This window comes from Hubeiibacter jixunmingi (assembly GCF_041928215.1).
In the GTDB taxonomy this organism is placed as follows: Bacteria; Pseudomonadota; Gammaproteobacteria; order Pseudomonadales; family Moraxellaceae; genus Acinetobacter.
Window position 1 is genome coordinate 1 of record NZ_JBHFHK010000005.1, and the last position, 14,931, is coordinate 14,931.

Sequence of the window (14,931 nt, forward strand, 5' to 3'; positions counted from 1 at the left end):
CCCATTGGGCATCAGTAAGTGTTAGTCTATTCATATAATCAGAATAACTGATTTTCTTTGTATGTCAACACACCCTAGTTTTGTAACTTCGGAGAATCTATGCAAAACTTTTTCGTACAATTTCCAACGCTTGGTTCATCCATCATGACCATGCTAGGTGCTTTATTAATTTTTATCTTAGGCTGGATTATCGCCGGTGTAGTCGGTGCTGGTGTACATCGTCTTGCAACATCTGCAAATATTAACCAGCGTATGAATACAACGACAGGTGCTCAGTACGATGTCGCCCGTATTTCGTCACGTATTGCTTTTTGGTTTGTGTTTTTGATGGCGGTTGCTGCGGCAATGAGCTTCTTGAGACTTGATGCCATTTCCACCCCATTTGGTAATATGATTAACAGCGTTCTGCTATTCTTACCTAACTTGATTGCAGCTGCTATAATTGCAGTAATCGGTTGGGTAGTAGCGACTGTAGTACGCAAATTAATTGTTACAGCATTGAATCGCACCACATTGGACGAAAAACTCGCCACTGAAGCTGGTGTAAGCCCAATGAGCGAAAACATTGCTAGCATTGCGTATTGGTTTATCCTATTGATGTTCTTGTCAATGGTATTACAAAAGCTGGGCTTAAGTGCAATGCTTACCCCAATCAATGGTATGATGAATGACATTTTTGCATTCTTACCAAAGATTTTTACTGCTGGTCTATTCTTCTTTGTGGGTTATATCGTTGCCAAAATCCTACGTGGTATCGTGACTAACCTTGTCGCAAGTTTAAATATCCAAGGCGTAGCACAAAAAGCAGGCATCAGTGACCAACTACAAATCGCCAATGTTGCAGGCAGCTTTGTATATTTGATTGTGATGGTGATGGCAATCATCATGGGTCTAAATGCTTTACAAATTGAAGCAATTGTCACCCCAGCAACCAATATGCTCAATCAAATCATGATGGCTATTCCACAAATCGTTGGTGCTGTCGCAATTATTGGTTTGACTTATTTTGTTGTGCGTTTTGTGGTAAACATCGTCAAAGGGTTACTTGAAAACACTGGCGTGAATGCCTTGCCTGCACGCGTAGGCATGCAAGATGTATTGGGTACAACACGTCTAACGGATGCGATTGGTCATCTCATCATGTTCTTTGCGTTGTTGTTTGCCAGTATTGCAGCAGCAAATCATTTAGGCTTCACTCAAGTCAGTGATTTATTAAGTAAATTCATTGAATTTGGTGCACAAATCGTACTTGGTGCGGTGATTTTGGCAATCGGTTTCTGGTTGGCAAATGTGGTTGCAAACGTAGTAAAACGTTCACAAAATGGCTCAAACTTCCTTGCAAACTTGGTTCGTGTACTCATCATGGGCTTAGTATTAGCAATGGGCCTGCGTGCAATGGGTATCGCTGACTCTATTGTAAACCTTGCATTCGGCTTAACTTTGGGTGCAGTTGCTGTGGCATTTGCTTTGGCATTCGGTCTAGGTGGCCGTGAAGCGGCTGCACGTTTGTTAAAGCGTGTTCAAGACAAAGCTGAAAAAGAAATCGATGATAAAGACAATAAGCCTACTTTCTAATTGAAGATAGTCGCAAGTTTATTTATCGTAAAGCCGTCTAAACCTTGTGTTTAGGCGGTTTTTTTATTATCAAGATGACATTTTTAACATATTTATTTTCAATTTTCCCATTTTAAAATTTGCAAAATATCCCAAAAAGCGTTAATTTTAATTCTTCTCTTTTTTATTTACATCACATCTGCTTATGTCACTGATTCCGAAATTATTACAGCAATGTGCTTATGATTTTCCCAAGCCTTTTGAATTAGAACAACAAGGGCGATTAGATGAACATGGTTTGATTTGTATTGGTGGTGATTTAAGCCCGAGCAGTTTGGTCTATGCTTATTATCATGGTATGTTCCCGTGGTTTAATACTGGCGAGCCGATTTATTGGTGGAGTCCCGAGCCACGTTGTGTGATTTATCCCAAACAATATCAACCTAGTAAAAGCCTTGTGCGTAATATCAAAAAGCAGGATTATTTATTACGTATTGATTATGATTTTGAACAAGTGATTCAAAACTGTGCTGCTCCACGCAATTATAGCCAAGACACATGGATTGGTAGCAGTATGATTGATAGTTATATTGCATTACACCGTTTGGGCTTGGCACATAGTATTGAAATTTGGCAAAAAAACATTGATGGCGAAAAGATGATTGGTGGTTTGTATGGCGTCAATTTGGGAAGTGGCTTTTTTGGTGAATCGATGTTTCATAAAGTCACCGATGCATCCAAAATGGCTTTTTTTGCCTTGATGATGCTTGCCAAACGCGAAAACTGCCCTTGGGTCGATGGTCAATTAGAAAATCCACATCTTATTAGTTTAGGTGCAAGTTTGATTTCTCGATACGATTTTTTACATGATTTACAGCAGACTGTAAATTTAGAATGCGTAGATTGGAAAAAATATCAACATCAAGACTTTAATCTAAAACAATGCCTAGAAAATATCAAGTTTATGCATAACGAGTAAATCTCGCATATTGACTCTAAGCACAGTCAAAGTATCAAGATGACTTTATATTATATTTATCAAAATGTTGTGAAAAATTATGGCACTTACCACAGACTTAGTCCTTAAAGAATTAAATTATTTTCTAACACCTACACACCATTGTAGTTATATTAAAGAATTGAATGCACAGATGATCTTTTTAGATCCGAAGCAACCTGTTACGACGCAATTACTATCGAAATTGTCACGTGCAGGCTTTCGTCGCAGTGGCGATTTTATCTATCGCCCAGAATGTCAGTTGTGTAAGCAATGTCTTTCATGTCGCCTTGTTGTGCAAGATTTTCTACCCAATAGTAAGCAAAAAAAGGCGATAAAGCGTAATAAAGACTTGACTTATCATATCCGTAAAGTAGAAGACATGAATGAAATCCATTATGCCTTGTACGAAAAATATATCCAAATTCGCCACGCTGACGGTGATATGTATCCACCGAGTCGAGAGCAATTTGATAATTTCCTAAAAATCTCTTGTACAGATACTTTTGCTTTGGAATTGTGGGATAAGCAACAATTAATTTGTGTCGCTGTATGCGACTATTTAGACGATGGGATTTCTGCTGTCTATACATTCTTTGACCCAGATCAACAGCATCGCAGTCTGGGTGTATACTCTATTATCAGCCTTATCGAATATACAAAAAAATTAAACCTTGACTATATCTATTTAGGCTATTGGGTGCCACATGCCAAAAAAATGCGTTATAAAAGTGACTATCAGCCTTTGGAAGTTTTTTTGGAAGAGCGTTGGTATAAGCTTGCCAGTAATTTTGATGAAAAAGCATTATATGAATTGGGAAATAGCCTAATGATACCCACCACTGAAATAGACGGTGAAAAGGCTTAACATTCTTATAAATAGCATAAAAAAAACCTTATACCATCACGATATAAGGTTTTTTTGTTTTAAATCGATTGCCTAAGACATCAGTAAATCGCCATGTGATCACGATGGATCATTTCAGGGGAGCGTATTTCACCTAATACCTGATGTACTTTGTCCAAGTTTAATCCTTTGATCTTTTCTGCAGATTGTGAGCTAAAATTCACCATACCTACTGCCACACGCTGCCCTGTTTGATCAATGCACTCGACCACATCACCACGCTGAAAATGACCTTGTACTGCCACAACACCCACAGGCAACAAACTACGATGATTTTGCTTAATGGCTTGTACTGCCCCTGCATCGATCACCAAACGCCCTGCTGTTTGTAGATGAGCTGCTAACCATTGCTGACGAGCAGTAATGCGGTCATTTTCTGTATTAAATAATGTACCAAGCATTTCACCTTGCATCAGACGTGACAATACCAAAGGCTGTTCGCCACTTGCAATCAATGTTGGGCAACCACCCTTTGCAGCCAAACGTGCCGCACGTACCTTGGTCAGCATACCGCCACGCCCCAGCACACCACCATCGCCTGCAATATCAAACAAACTCTCATCCAATGCATGCACTTCTGGTAATAATTTGGCATCTGGATGCTGACGTGGATCTGCATCGAATAATCCTTGCTGATCAGTCAAAATAATCAGTACATCCGCTTGTACCTGTGCTGCGATCACAGCAGCTAAAGTGTCATTATCACCAAAACGAATCTCATCTGTAGCTACAGTATCATTTTCGTTGATCACAGGAATAACCCGCCATGCCAACAGCTGACGTAAGGTATCGCAAGAATTTAGATAGCGTCTTCTATCGCTTAAATCATCGTGTGTCAGCAAGATTTGTGCAGTCTGGATTTGATGATGTTGTAGTGCAGATGACCATGCCTGTACCAATCCCATCTGTCCAATTGCAGCACAAGCTTGCAAAGCAGGCAAATGATCTGGACGCTGTGCAAGCTGCATACGCACCATACCTTCTGCTACTGCACCACTTGATACCAAAATGATTTCAACACCCTGTTGATGTAACGCAGCAATTTGTCCAACCCAATGTTGAATGATTTCCGTATCTAGACCTTGTCCGTTGGCGGTAAGAAGTGCTGAGCCGATTTTTATCACGATACGGCGATAATTTGAAGTATCACGGGTAGTGCTATGCATAAAAATTGCCTAAATTCTGTATCAAATAAATGGTTTAATTTGAGCGACTATCTTAACTGAATCATAGATAATGGCAAAGTTTTATTTTATGCATAACTATCTTAATTTGGTCAATCAATACTTATTAGAACTCATCAGTACACATGTTATGTTTGTGAGCATAAAAACCTTTTGCTAAGATGCCAAACTCAAAAAAATACCGCTTTTTATGGCTTATCTTTCATGAAAAAAACTTCCCAACTGACACATTATCGTTATCATTTACTATTGAGCAGTATATTAATCTGTTCTGAACCAGTCTTTGCCAATACAACAGTTCAAAACAATAGTGATCATCATAACTTAACACCACAAACTACAGCTGCCCCTGTATCACCACAAGCGTGTATCGGATTATCAAGCAACAGTGATCGATTGGCTTGTTATGATCAGCTTTTTCCACCATCAGCAGTGAGGATTTTAAAAATCGTATTGGAGAACTTGGACAAAATATCCGTACCAATATAGAGAGTTATGATTTGGTTGGTGAGGCACCAAAGTTTGATCCAAGTGTATCATTGCTTGATCAACGCTGGGAATTATCGCCAAATAGCAAACTCGGTACATGGCAATTGCGTGCCTACCAGCCGATTTATGCTATGCCTCTAACTTGGACTTCTCATAAAAATGAGCTACCATCCAGTCCAAATCAAAATAATACTGTGACTTCACCACAAGATCTAAAAAGTACAGAGATGAGGTTTCAATTATCTTTGAAATCAAAAGTCATGCAAAATGTGTTTGGTGATAATGGTGATGTTTGGTTTGGCTATAGCCAGTCATCACGTTGGCAAATTTTTAATGGTCAACAATCTCGCCCATTCCGCGAGACCAACTATGAACCAGAAGCCATGTTTGTTTGGCGTACCAATTACAACTTTTTAGGTTTGCATGGTCGATTATTAGGTTTGAGTTTTAACCATCAGTCGAATGGTCGTTCTGATCCATTCTCACGCAGCTGGAATCGTGCGATGCTGAATATTGGTCTTGAAAAAGATAACTTTACGTTGATGCTACGCCCTTGGTATCGTCTTGAAGAAAAGCGTGCTGAAGACAATAACCCTGACATCAAAAACTATATCGGTCGTGCTGACTTGACTGCAAATTATAAATGGAAAGACCAGAATTTTTCTTTGATGTTAAGACATACGCTTAAAGGCGGAGAAAATAATCGTGGTGCAGCACAATTCGATTGGTCTTTTCCTTTAACCAATAATTTCCGTGGATATGTGCAACTGTTTGATGGTTATGGTGAAAGTCTTATTGACTACAATCATCGTGCGACTCACATTGGTTTAGGTGTTTCATTGGCAAATTGGTTCTGATTTTAAGACTAACCGATAAATCATATATATGAAAATACCGCTAGATTTTAGCGGTATTTTTTGTTCAGGAAGAGTTCTTTCTTTAGATTTTGAATAAAATCAATCATAAATCTTAAACTGCAACCAAATATTACCACGTACATAATCACCGACTTCATATTCTTTATCGCCAACATGATTAATCATACGTACAATAATAGGCTGGGCATTTTCTTCACGCATGATTGCCACGTCATAGAAAATCACGTTTTGACCCATCAAATTATAATGGCTTTTCCCGACAATATCACCTTGGAACCAAGCTTCATCTTCTTGACCTAAATGCTCACCATACAGATACGCCACCATTTTCGATATATCGATCGTCACAGGCTGTAGGTCATCGGCATTTTTTGGTTGCCATTGTTTGAGTAACTCTTGCAAATTGTCAGGTGTTTTGCCTTGATGATCTACCAAAATATCATTTAACGCACGGTGGTGATGAATTGCCGCTGGATCGTCGATTTGCATGGTTTCAGTTGTTGGCACTTTCTCCAAATTGTATGAAAATGCACTCAATTCAATATCGTAACTCTTGCCTGCCTGATAACAAGCTTGATTGACCGCAAACAAACTATCATAACCATATAACACTGTACCATTCGCCAATTCAGCTTGCAGTACACCCTCGTGATTGTTAGTACAAGATAAAATACGTGTGATTTTAGCTTGTACTTTATAAGGGCTGGTAAAGCTTGGAAACGCTGTTTTTAGACTTTTAGGATGGTGATTTTCAACCAAAACAATTTGATTGATGACCACATCACTATTCTCTGGACCTTGCAATAACCATACATCTTTTGGCAATTGACGTTCGTCATGGCACAAGCCCATTGGTGAGCTTGGACTGCTTAATGCGTACTGCAACCACAGTGTAACATCATTGTCTGAGTCTTGCGTCAGAATTTTCCAATGTTCGGCATGACCGCCAAAGTGTTCGCAATCTAAATGAATGATTTCAATTTGTTGATGGTTACTGTTATTCATATTGGTCATTAAAAATGGTTAAGCCTAAAACTAATATTATGCCAAACGTATAAATTTCAAGTCTAATGATTAAAAATCTATGCTAATTTATCCCTCTTTATGATAAGGGTGGATTCTTGCCATCATAAAGGTATCTAAATATTTGCCATCACCAAAAGCAAAATCTTTGAATAAACCTTCTTTGATAAATCCGTGTTTTTCATAAAAATCAATGGCCTTTTGATTGTCAGCATAGACTTTCAATTGTACACGGTGCAGATTGAGCCAATTATCCGCCAAGTCCAAAATATGTTTAAGCAAGGTACTGCCTACACCTTTGCCTTGTGCGGATGTCGATACTGCAATGACAAATTCAGCAATATGATTGCAACGTGGTCTTGTTTCCACTGTCAAAGCAACATTACCAATCATTTTACCGTCTGACTCAGCAACAAAGGAATAGACATTGCTTGGTATATTTTGCATGCGTTGTTGCCAAATGCCATAAGATTGCATGGGTAATTGTAAAGTTTGGCGATAAATTTCAGGCTCACGATATAATTCTGCAAGTGCGTTCGCATCTTGAGATTCTGTAGCCCTAATGATTAAATGTGCTGAATGATTAGCCATATCATACTCCCTGATTTTAAATATGTCATTGCTACGCAAAATATAATACAAGACAAGCCAATTGAATATATATAATTCTTTATCAAGTCACAATCGTTTTTATTTCAATTTCAGCGTATTTTAATCACACCTAGACAAAAAAATTAAAATCCATCACAATGACTGCGTCACCTCGCACCAATTGATCCAACCATCATGTTTCAATCACCGCTCTTATCAAAACTACAGCAACATCTTGAATTTCATGATGTTTATCATCAGGATGCTGATGCAGCAGTTTTGGTCGCGATTACTGATGAACTTGAGCCAAAAATTTTATTGAGCAAACGTGCAGGACACTTACGTCAACATGCTGGCGAAGTATCTTTCGTGGGTGGCAAACGTGATGCAGAAGATGCGAATGATATTCACGTCGCTTTGCGAGAAGCCTTTGAAGAAATTGCTCTATTGCCCGAACAAGTACAATTATTAGGTGAATTACCGATTCAACGTTCCAAATCAGGCTTGCGTGTGCGTCCGATTGTGGCAGTGATTGATAAAGATTTGCCTCTTACGCTACAAGCAGACGAGATTGAACACATTTTTTATTTACCACTACAACAATTTATTCAAGACACACCGCAACCTTATACTGTGCATTTTTTAAATCAAAATTGGATTTTTCCTAGTATTCATTTTATAGAGAATGTGAATGGTGAGCCAAGATTGAGTATTGTGTGGGGTTTGACTGCAACAATTTTAAATGTATTACTCAAAAAAGGCTTACAACAACACAAGGAATGGTTTGATTTTTATCGTCAAGATTAACCAATTATTACATCTTTATGTGGATTTATAATATTTTTCCCCAGTGAAATGGTGATTTTTGTCAGTCGCTCAAGTATCATAGGCAAGTTTTAAATTGCCCGAGTCTGCTATGTCATCGCATTCAGCCAAAATCCTAGCCTTAGAAACAGCCAATGAGCAGTGTTCTGTCGCTTTATCACATGGTCAAGAGATTGTTTTTTTTCAAGAAAATTTTGAACCAAGAATGCAAACACAGCTTATTTTACCAATGATTGAGCAAGCACTCGCTCATGCACATTGGACATGGAAAGATCTCGATGCGATTGCATTCAGCCGTGGACCTGGTGCATTCAGTGGTGTGCGTATCAATGCAGCTGTGGCACAAGCTTTGGCATGGGCAAACGATTTACCCGTACTGCCTATCTCAACTTTGCAAGCGATTGCCCAAAAAGCCTATCAGAAGCTCGCTAATGAGCAAATTAGTGCCGTGATTGATGCACGTATGAATGAAGTATATTTTGCAAATTATCAATTGCAAGATGGCATAATGCACTTACAAGGCGAAGAGCAATTATTAAGTTATGTAGATGCACAGCAAAGTGCATTATCTATCTGTGTTGGCAGTGGTGCAAACTTATTGCAAAATACTGAAAATTCAATGATTGTCGATGCCAGTATTCATGCAGATGCAATTGCGATTAGCCAATTGGCACAGTACGATTGGCAACATAACAAAGCCGTCCCTGCTGAGCAAGCATTGCCCGTATATTTGCGTGACAATGCATGGAAAAAAATTGCTGAGCAAAAAGCCTAAACTCAGATTTTATTTAAATTAAAACATTTCTCTCAATGTGAAATGATGTCATCCTATCAAGAGTCGAATCTATGGATATTTTATTGTTAATCAAAGCGGTCATCATGGGTATTGTCGAAGGCATTACCGAGTTTTTACCGATTTCTAGTACGGGGCATTTGATTCTCGCCGCAGAATTAATGGATTTTTGGACCAAAGAAAAAGCTGACTTATTTATTGTCGCGATTCAAATGGGTGCCATTTTGGCAGTAATTTACCAATATTGGGGTCGCCTGTGGGGTGCAGCAATGGGTATGCTGACAGGTGAGAAAAAAGGTCGCCATTTAGCCATTACTATTATTATTGCATCCATTCCAATTATGTTGGTCGGTTTGACTTTTGGTGAAAAAGTAAAAGAATTATTATTTAATAATGTCACTGTTGCTTTGGGCTTGATTATTGGTGGCTTTATTATTTTATGGGTAGAAAATAGACCGAAAAAAATCGAAGCTGAAGAAGTTGAAGATTTGACTTTGAAACAAGCAATGATGATTGGTTTGATCCAAACGCTAGCTATTATTCCTGGTACTTCTCGCTCAGGCTCTAGTATTATTGGTGCGATGATGCTTGGCGTATCCCGTAAAGCGGCGACTGAGTTTTCATTCTTTTTAGGTATTCCAGTATTAGTGGGTGCAGGTGTTTTAGACCTGTATAAACAACATCATATCTATGAAAGTGGTGCTGATTGGACAGTATTTTTTGTGGGTTTGGTTGTTTCATTTGTTTCTGCATTACTTTTTATCCGTATGCTTGTTGCTTATGTTGCGAAACGTGATTTCAAAATTTTCGCTTATTACCGTATTATTTCTGGTGTAATTATTCTGTTATTCGCTTTGACAGGTTGGAAATTGTGGTAGTTTAACATTACTGCATTAAAAAGATATGCTGAATTTATACAGTTTAAATCACTTACACGCACAGGCACAATATTGGCAAGAACAATATTGTGCTTTGTCACAACAGCCACTCAATGTTATTTTTGTTGAAAATATTAATATTAAGTTTCTACGTCAAAATCCAGAATTAAGTTTAATTTTGGACGATGATGGTTTACATCTGGCATGGAACAGCATGAAAATGCAACCCGCTTGGCAAGATGAAATTTATCGCCTCAAACACGCCAATACCAAAAATGAATTGTTGGCACATGCCTGTTATCAACAGCAAGGACAAAACATTTTAGATTGTACCGCTGGCTTAGGGCATGATGGTCTATTACTGGCAAGTTTGGGCTTAAATGTCACATTAATTGAACGCCATCCAATTCTGTATTTATTATTGCTCACAACATGGCAGAACGCTTTACATCATCCTCAATTAAAAATTTATGCAGAAAGAATGCATATTGTCCATGCGGAATCAGCAGACTATTTGACCCAAATTCAGCCAAAACAATATGACGTGATTTATTTAGATCCGATGTTTCCACAACGTGATGCCAATCAAAAACAAGCCAAAAAACAAGCACAGGTCAAAAAGCAAATGCAGGTTTTACATCATTTGTTAAGTTTAGAACATGAAATTGATTTGGGTGAAAACCTACTCTCTCTAGCACAAGCCAAGTCGAAACGTGTTATTGTAAAGCGTCCACGTCACGCAGAAGCTTTGAATCAACAAATGCCACAACATCAATGGCTCGGCGATGCGGTGCGTTTTGATGGTTACTTTCAGTTAGACTGATTTTTTCTGTTTAAAAGTAAATAAAAACAGTCTATTAGGCTAAACACCATCACTTTGTTATATCGCATACCAAACTTTAAAATAAATTACATTTCACCTTAAAATCATTAAGATTTAAACATTGAATTATTTCGCAAAATCATGTTACATTATGAAATAATTTAAACCTTTTGTTACAACTTTATACAGGCTGTGATTTCTTGACTACATCAGATAACAATACAAAAAACACCAACATTGTCATGGATTTGGACATCCAAGCTACACCTTTTTTTTGGCAAAATATTTGGCGTAATCAAGTTGCAGGCATGCTTGCTTTTTTGGGTTCTCGACGCTGTTTTGATTGGGTCGCACCTACCGCACGACAATTATTACTTTGGGGAATTTTTGGTTGTCTTGCCAACACTCTAGTAGCTTGGCTAATTGCCAACCAACAAGGTGAATTTAATGCTCAAGGTTTGGTCAGCTATGTATTATGGCCATTTTTGGCATTGATTGCAGGGGTTTTTGTTGCACAAAAATTAGAATATCCAAAAATTGCTTTAGTACCCGCTTTATTATGGCTGGTACTTGATGTCAATATTGCCCTTTTTCAAAGCCTGATACAATTTCTGTCAATTGTGAATTTATTGCCAGCGATCATCTATCCCATTTTACCGCCATTAATTTTAGGTCTGTTTATTTGGCAAAGTATGGCTGTAGTGTGGGTATTGTCTAAAGTATTACACTGGCCGTGGTGGGAACGGATTTTGATTCTTTTGGCAACCCTAGTCACTTTGGTTGTATGGCAATCTACCAGTAAGACACAGCCGATTTGGAAATTCGATGAGCCAACGCCAACTATATCAGAGCAAGCTGTATATGCACAAAGTACCTTGCTCAATCAAGCTTTGGACGGTGTACAGCTGAATGCTCAAGCACAAACCCAGTGGTACTTTTTGGGTATTGCGGGTGCGGGATACCAAAATGTGTTTAAATCTGAAATTGAACGCATGAAAGAGCAGTTTGATACTCGTTTTGGTACATTAGGTCATTCAATTGCATTGATTAATAATCAAGAGACGACTGATACCCTGCCGATGGCAACCAAAACCAGTATTGCTGAAGCTCTAAAACGTATCGGACAAAGAATGAATCGTGATAATGATGTATTATTTTTATACATGACATCACATGGTTTAGAAAATCAATTTGAGTTGGCACAAGAGCCTATTGATATGGATGATATCGATCCGCAATGGTTACGTAAAGCTCTGGATGATGCCAATATCCGTTGGCGTGTAATTGTGGTATCTGCCTGTTATTCAGGAAGTTTTATTCCTGCTTTGCAGTCGCCTGATACTTTAGTGATTACCGCATCAGCCAGTGATAAATCATCTTTTGGTTGTAGTAACGAAGCGGATTATACTTATTTTGGGCGTGCTTTTATTGATGAGGCAATGCGAAATAACAGTAGCTTAAAGGCAGCATTTGATCAAGCACAAGCCACAGTGCAAAAGTGGGAAACTGCACAAGGTTTTGATCCGTCAGAGCCACAATGGTCATTGGGTCAAAATATGCAATTGATTTTGCCACAATTCGAAAAGCGTCTTTTTCCTCAAAATATGGCAACTGGCGTTACCGCAACACCGTCAGCAACACCAACGCCACTACTGATGGGACAAACACAACCTAGCACAAATCCTATTATCAATAAAGAAACGACCAAAGCAGATACAAGCCAAAACCTAAATGGCAATAGTAGCAGGATGCAACCTACATCGCAAAATACTGGGCAAACTGTATCTTAGATCCCGTTACGCAATCCCTAACAATCTCTTTTCTTTAGGGCGATGAGCTATGCTAGAATATTTGGCTTAAGCATGTTTTTTAAACCACACATCCCCTGTCACAATGATTATGCATGGGCTATTTTAGGGTAAATATATGTCAGATTGGCCACCGCAACCAAACAATAATCAGTCTAACAACAATCACGTACCGCAACCACAGCAACAAGGTCAGCAACCTACGGGTCAAGAATGGAAGATTTTAGAAAAAGCCGTTCTTTCTTCCGTGGAAGAGCAACGCCGTGCTAGACGTTGGGGCATCTTTTTCAAACTACTCACTTTCTGTTATCTACTGGTTGTCGTACTACTTATGAGCCGTAGTTGTAGCACAGGTGCTGGACTAAATAGCAGTAAAAAACCAAATGTCAATCGTGAACATTTGGCAGTAGTCAGCATCAACGGAACGATTTCTAATGACAGTAAAAGTGTTAATAGTGCAGACACCAATGAAGCGATTCGCGATGCGTTTGAAGCGAGCAATAGTAAGGCAATTATCTTAGAAATTAATTCCCCAGGCGGCTCGCCAGTACAATCAGACGAAATTTGGCAAGAAATTCGTTATCAAAAAACCAAGTTCCCTGAAAAGAAAGTGTATGCTGTCGTGGGAGATATTGGTGCATCAGGTGCGTATTATATCGCTTCAGCTGCTGATGAGATTTATGTGAATCGCTCAAGCATCATCGGTTCAATTGGCGTCATCATGCCTAACTACAATGTAGAAGAATTGATGCGTAAAGTGGGCGTACAAGATCGCACCATGACTGCTGGTGAACACAAAAATATCTTGAGTATGAGTAAGCCTATTGATGAATTTGAAAAGCAGCATGTTCAAGCTATGCTAGATAACGTGCATTCACATTTTATTGACGCAGTAAAAACTGGTCGTGGCAGTCGATTAAGCACCGATCCTAAAATTTTCTCAGGATTATTTTGGAGTGGTGAACAAGCCATCAAACTTGGTATTGCCGATAAAGTGGGTAGCGTTGATACATTGTCTCGTGAGCTCAAAATTGACCGCGTAGTAGACTATACTGTGAAACACAATCCATTGGATTCAATTTTGGGTATGAGTGCTAATGCCGTTGGACAAGGCATTGGACAATCGTTGAAAAAAGAAATTCAAAGTAACAATGATGTCAGCCTAAAATAAAGCAAGGTTAATTGATATAGTAAAAGCAGTACTTTGATGAGTACTGCTTTTTTTATTGAAGTGAGCAATATTTTGCTGTCAGTCTAAAAAGGGGTTAAAATTTATCGAACAATAATACTAAGCAAACCAATCATTTATGTTTGCATTCTCCGTACTCAGATTACTACAGTCTAAACATATTTCAATAAACTGCTGAGCAATCTCATCACCTTGTATAGCCGCACGTAAGTACCAGTTCATTGCTTTGGCAAGATCTTGTTGAGTATTTTCACCGTAATAATAGCTGTCTGCAACCCAGCGTTGTGCAGTGACGTCACCGCTATCTGCCAAATCCAACATAAATGAAAATGAAATACTTTCTTGATAAGTATAGTCAGTCAAATTAAGTAGTTTTGCTGTATCGCAACATAGTGCTTTAAATTGATTCAAATTCGACATATTCAGTATTTCTCTTATAGCTAGATAGAGAAAATTATTAATAAATTAGATGTATTGTAGCTTAATTATTACTAAAATCGATATCAAAAAGTTACAAAAAAAATTGAACTAATGTCTAATAGAATTTTTTTAGCCCTTTCATCATTTTTTTTATGATTCTTCAAATCATGAAGAAAGTATGATGATATATAGCTTCTAGCACATGATGATTTATCAATCAAATTAGAAATGATTTTTTTGCTACGTTATGGCTCATTTCTTGATTGGCAAAATGTTACAAATAAGAAGAGATTGAGGTGTAAATATTTTAATCAAAATATTTTTTTATTTTTTTAGTGTCATGATTTATTCATAAGTTCATGAAAAACAATGTAGATTTAATTTAAATGCAAAGGTATAATATATATAAATACAAATATTTATTTTCAATTATGGGTAAAATGTTCCATAAATTACACTTTATGGAGTGATTTTTATACATAAAAATTGACACTTTTATGATTTTATGTGAACTAGTTAAATAAAATATCCGCTATATATTTACTATCGAATATAGTATTATGCTTCCAACC

Annotated in this window: 14 protein-coding genes and 1 pseudogene; 11 read left to right on the forward strand and 4 right to left on the reverse strand. The window is 37.9% G+C overall.

What is annotated here, in order from left to right:
• The first annotated feature begins 99 nt into the window (after positions 1–99).
• The 3 genes from ACEYX7_RS01275 (at position 100) to ACEYX7_RS01285 (ending at position 3,419) form a co-directional block, all read left to right on the forward strand.
• A complete protein-coding gene (locus ACEYX7_RS01275; protein WP_374806748.1) occupies positions 100–1,575 on the forward strand; it encodes a mechanosensitive ion channel in 1,476 nt (491 codons plus the stop codon).
• Positions 1,576–1,759: 184 nt separating this feature from the next.
• On the forward strand, positions 1,760–2,533 hold the full coding sequence (gene aat / locus ACEYX7_RS01280; RefSeq protein WP_374803809.1) for a leucyl/phenylalanyl-tRNA--protein transferase: 774 nt from the start codon (positions 1,760–1,762) through the stop codon (positions 2,531–2,533).
• A gap of 79 nt (positions 2,534–2,612) precedes the next feature.
• Positions 2,613–3,419 (forward strand): arginyltransferase, encoded by an 807-nt coding sequence (locus tag ACEYX7_RS01285; RefSeq protein WP_374900119.1) that lies wholly within the window; start codon positions 2,613–2,615, stop codon positions 3,417–3,419.
• 80 nt (positions 3,420–3,499) lie between these two features.
• On the opposite strand, the gene proB is transcribed toward ACEYX7_RS01285, so the two are convergent.
• Positions 3,500–4,624 carry a glutamate 5-kinase gene (proB, locus tag ACEYX7_RS01290; protein ID WP_374803805.1) on the reverse strand — a complete coding sequence of 375 codons (1,125 nt, stop codon included), beginning with the start codon at positions 4,622–4,624 and terminating at the stop codon, positions 3,500–3,502.
• Positions 4,625–4,846: 222 nt separating this feature from the next.
• Here proB and ACEYX7_RS01295 point away from each other — a divergent pair, with 222 nt between their 5' ends.
• Positions 4,847–5,131: a hypothetical protein gene (locus ACEYX7_RS01295; protein ID WP_374803803.1), complete on the forward strand. Its 285-nt coding sequence runs from the start codon at positions 4,847–4,849 to the stop codon at positions 5,129–5,131.
• Positions 5,132–5,142: 11 nt separating this feature from the next.
• A pseudogene (locus tag ACEYX7_RS01300) lies at positions 5,143–5,988 on the forward strand (phospholipase A); the annotation flags it as partial.
• A 99-nt stretch (positions 5,989–6,087) separates the two neighbouring features.
• Here the strand turns inward: ACEYX7_RS01300 and ACEYX7_RS01305 are convergent.
• Entirely contained in the window at positions 6,088–7,014 is a 927-nt protein-coding gene (locus ACEYX7_RS01305) for a hypothetical protein (protein ID WP_374802704.1), read from the reverse strand.
• 87 nt (positions 7,015–7,101) lie between these two features.
• Positions 7,102–7,623 (reverse strand): GNAT family N-acetyltransferase, encoded by a 522-nt coding sequence (locus ACEYX7_RS01310; protein ID WP_374802706.1) that lies wholly within the window; start codon positions 7,621–7,623, stop codon positions 7,102–7,104.
• A 195-nt stretch (positions 7,624–7,818) separates the two neighbouring features.
• On the opposite strand from ACEYX7_RS01310, the gene ACEYX7_RS01315 reads away from it, so the two are divergent.
• From ACEYX7_RS01315 to sppA, 6 genes are all read left to right on the forward strand, one after another.
• On the forward strand, positions 7,819–8,430 hold the full coding sequence (locus tag ACEYX7_RS01315) for an NUDIX hydrolase (protein ID WP_374802708.1): 612 nt from the start codon (positions 7,819–7,821) through the stop codon (positions 8,428–8,430).
• A gap of 109 nt (positions 8,431–8,539) precedes the next feature.
• Positions 8,540–9,223, forward strand: a complete 684-nt coding sequence (gene tsaB / locus ACEYX7_RS01320; RefSeq protein WP_374806745.1) for a tRNA (adenosine(37)-N6)-threonylcarbamoyltransferase complex dimerization subunit type 1 TsaB — start codon at positions 8,540–8,542, stop codon at positions 9,221–9,223.
• 71 nt (positions 9,224–9,294) lie between these two features.
• On the forward strand, positions 9,295–10,119 hold the full coding sequence (locus ACEYX7_RS01325) for an undecaprenyl-diphosphate phosphatase (protein ID WP_374900121.1): 825 nt from the start codon (positions 9,295–9,297) through the stop codon (positions 10,117–10,119).
• A 25-nt stretch (positions 10,120–10,144) separates the two neighbouring features.
• Positions 10,145–10,942: a class I SAM-dependent methyltransferase gene (locus tag ACEYX7_RS01330; protein WP_374900122.1), complete on the forward strand. Its 798-nt coding sequence runs from the start codon at positions 10,145–10,147 to the stop codon at positions 10,940–10,942.
• Positions 10,943–11,184: 242 nt separating this feature from the next.
• Complete coding sequence (locus ACEYX7_RS01335; RefSeq protein ID WP_374806757.1) at positions 11,185–12,732, forward strand: C13 family peptidase; 1,548 nt, start codon at positions 11,185–11,187, stop codon at positions 12,730–12,732.
• Positions 12,733–12,868: 136 nt separating this feature from the next.
• Positions 12,869–13,921 carry a signal peptide peptidase SppA gene (gene sppA / locus ACEYX7_RS01340; protein WP_374802714.1) on the forward strand — a complete coding sequence of 351 codons (1,053 nt, stop codon included), beginning with the start codon at positions 12,869–12,871 and terminating at the stop codon, positions 13,919–13,921.
• Positions 13,922–14,038: 117 nt separating this feature from the next.
• Here sppA and ACEYX7_RS01345 read toward each other — a convergent pair whose 3' ends face one another.
• Positions 14,039–14,359, reverse strand: a complete 321-nt coding sequence (locus ACEYX7_RS01345) for a hypothetical protein (RefSeq protein ID WP_374900123.1) — start codon at positions 14,357–14,359, stop codon at positions 14,039–14,041.
• Positions 14,360–14,931 lie beyond the last annotated feature (572 nt).

Bases quoted from the DNA above. Each gene is read 5' to 3' on its own strand.
- ACEYX7_RS01275 (WP_374806748.1), top strand. From the start codon at position 100: ATGCAAAACTTTTTCGTACAATTTCCAACGCTTGGTTCATCCATCATG.
- aat (WP_374803809.1), top strand. From the start codon at position 1,760: ATGTCACTGATTCCGAAATTATTACAGCAATGTGCTTATGATTTTCCC.
- ACEYX7_RS01285 (WP_374900119.1), top strand. From the start codon at position 2,613: ATGGCACTTACCACAGACTTAGTCCTTAAAGAATTAAATTATTTTCTA.
- proB (WP_374803805.1), bottom strand. From the start codon at position 4,624: ATGCATAGCACTACCCGTGATACTTCAAATTATCGCCGTATCGTGATA.
- ACEYX7_RS01295 (WP_374803803.1), top strand. From the start codon at position 4,847: ATGAAAAAAACTTCCCAACTGACACATTATCGTTATCATTTACTATTG.
- ACEYX7_RS01305 (WP_374802704.1), bottom strand. From the start codon at position 7,014: ATGAATAACAGTAACCATCAACAAATTGAAATCATTCATTTAGATTGC.
- ACEYX7_RS01310 (WP_374802706.1), bottom strand. From the start codon at position 7,623: ATGGCTAATCATTCAGCACATTTAATCATTAGGGCTACAGAATCTCAA.
- ACEYX7_RS01315 (WP_374802708.1), top strand. From the start codon at position 7,819: ATGTTTCAATCACCGCTCTTATCAAAACTACAGCAACATCTTGAATTT.
- tsaB (WP_374806745.1), top strand. From the start codon at position 8,540: ATGTCATCGCATTCAGCCAAAATCCTAGCCTTAGAAACAGCCAATGAG.
- ACEYX7_RS01325 (WP_374900121.1), top strand. From the start codon at position 9,295: ATGGATATTTTATTGTTAATCAAAGCGGTCATCATGGGTATTGTCGAA.
- ACEYX7_RS01330 (WP_374900122.1), top strand. From the start codon at position 10,145: ATGCTGAATTTATACAGTTTAAATCACTTACACGCACAGGCACAATAT.
- ACEYX7_RS01335 (WP_374806757.1), top strand. From the start codon at position 11,185: ATGGATTTGGACATCCAAGCTACACCTTTTTTTTGGCAAAATATTTGG.
- sppA (WP_374802714.1), top strand. From the start codon at position 12,869: ATGTCAGATTGGCCACCGCAACCAAACAATAATCAGTCTAACAACAAT.
- ACEYX7_RS01345 (WP_374900123.1), bottom strand. From the start codon at position 14,359: ATGTCGAATTTGAATCAATTTAAAGCACTATGTTGCGATACAGCAAAA.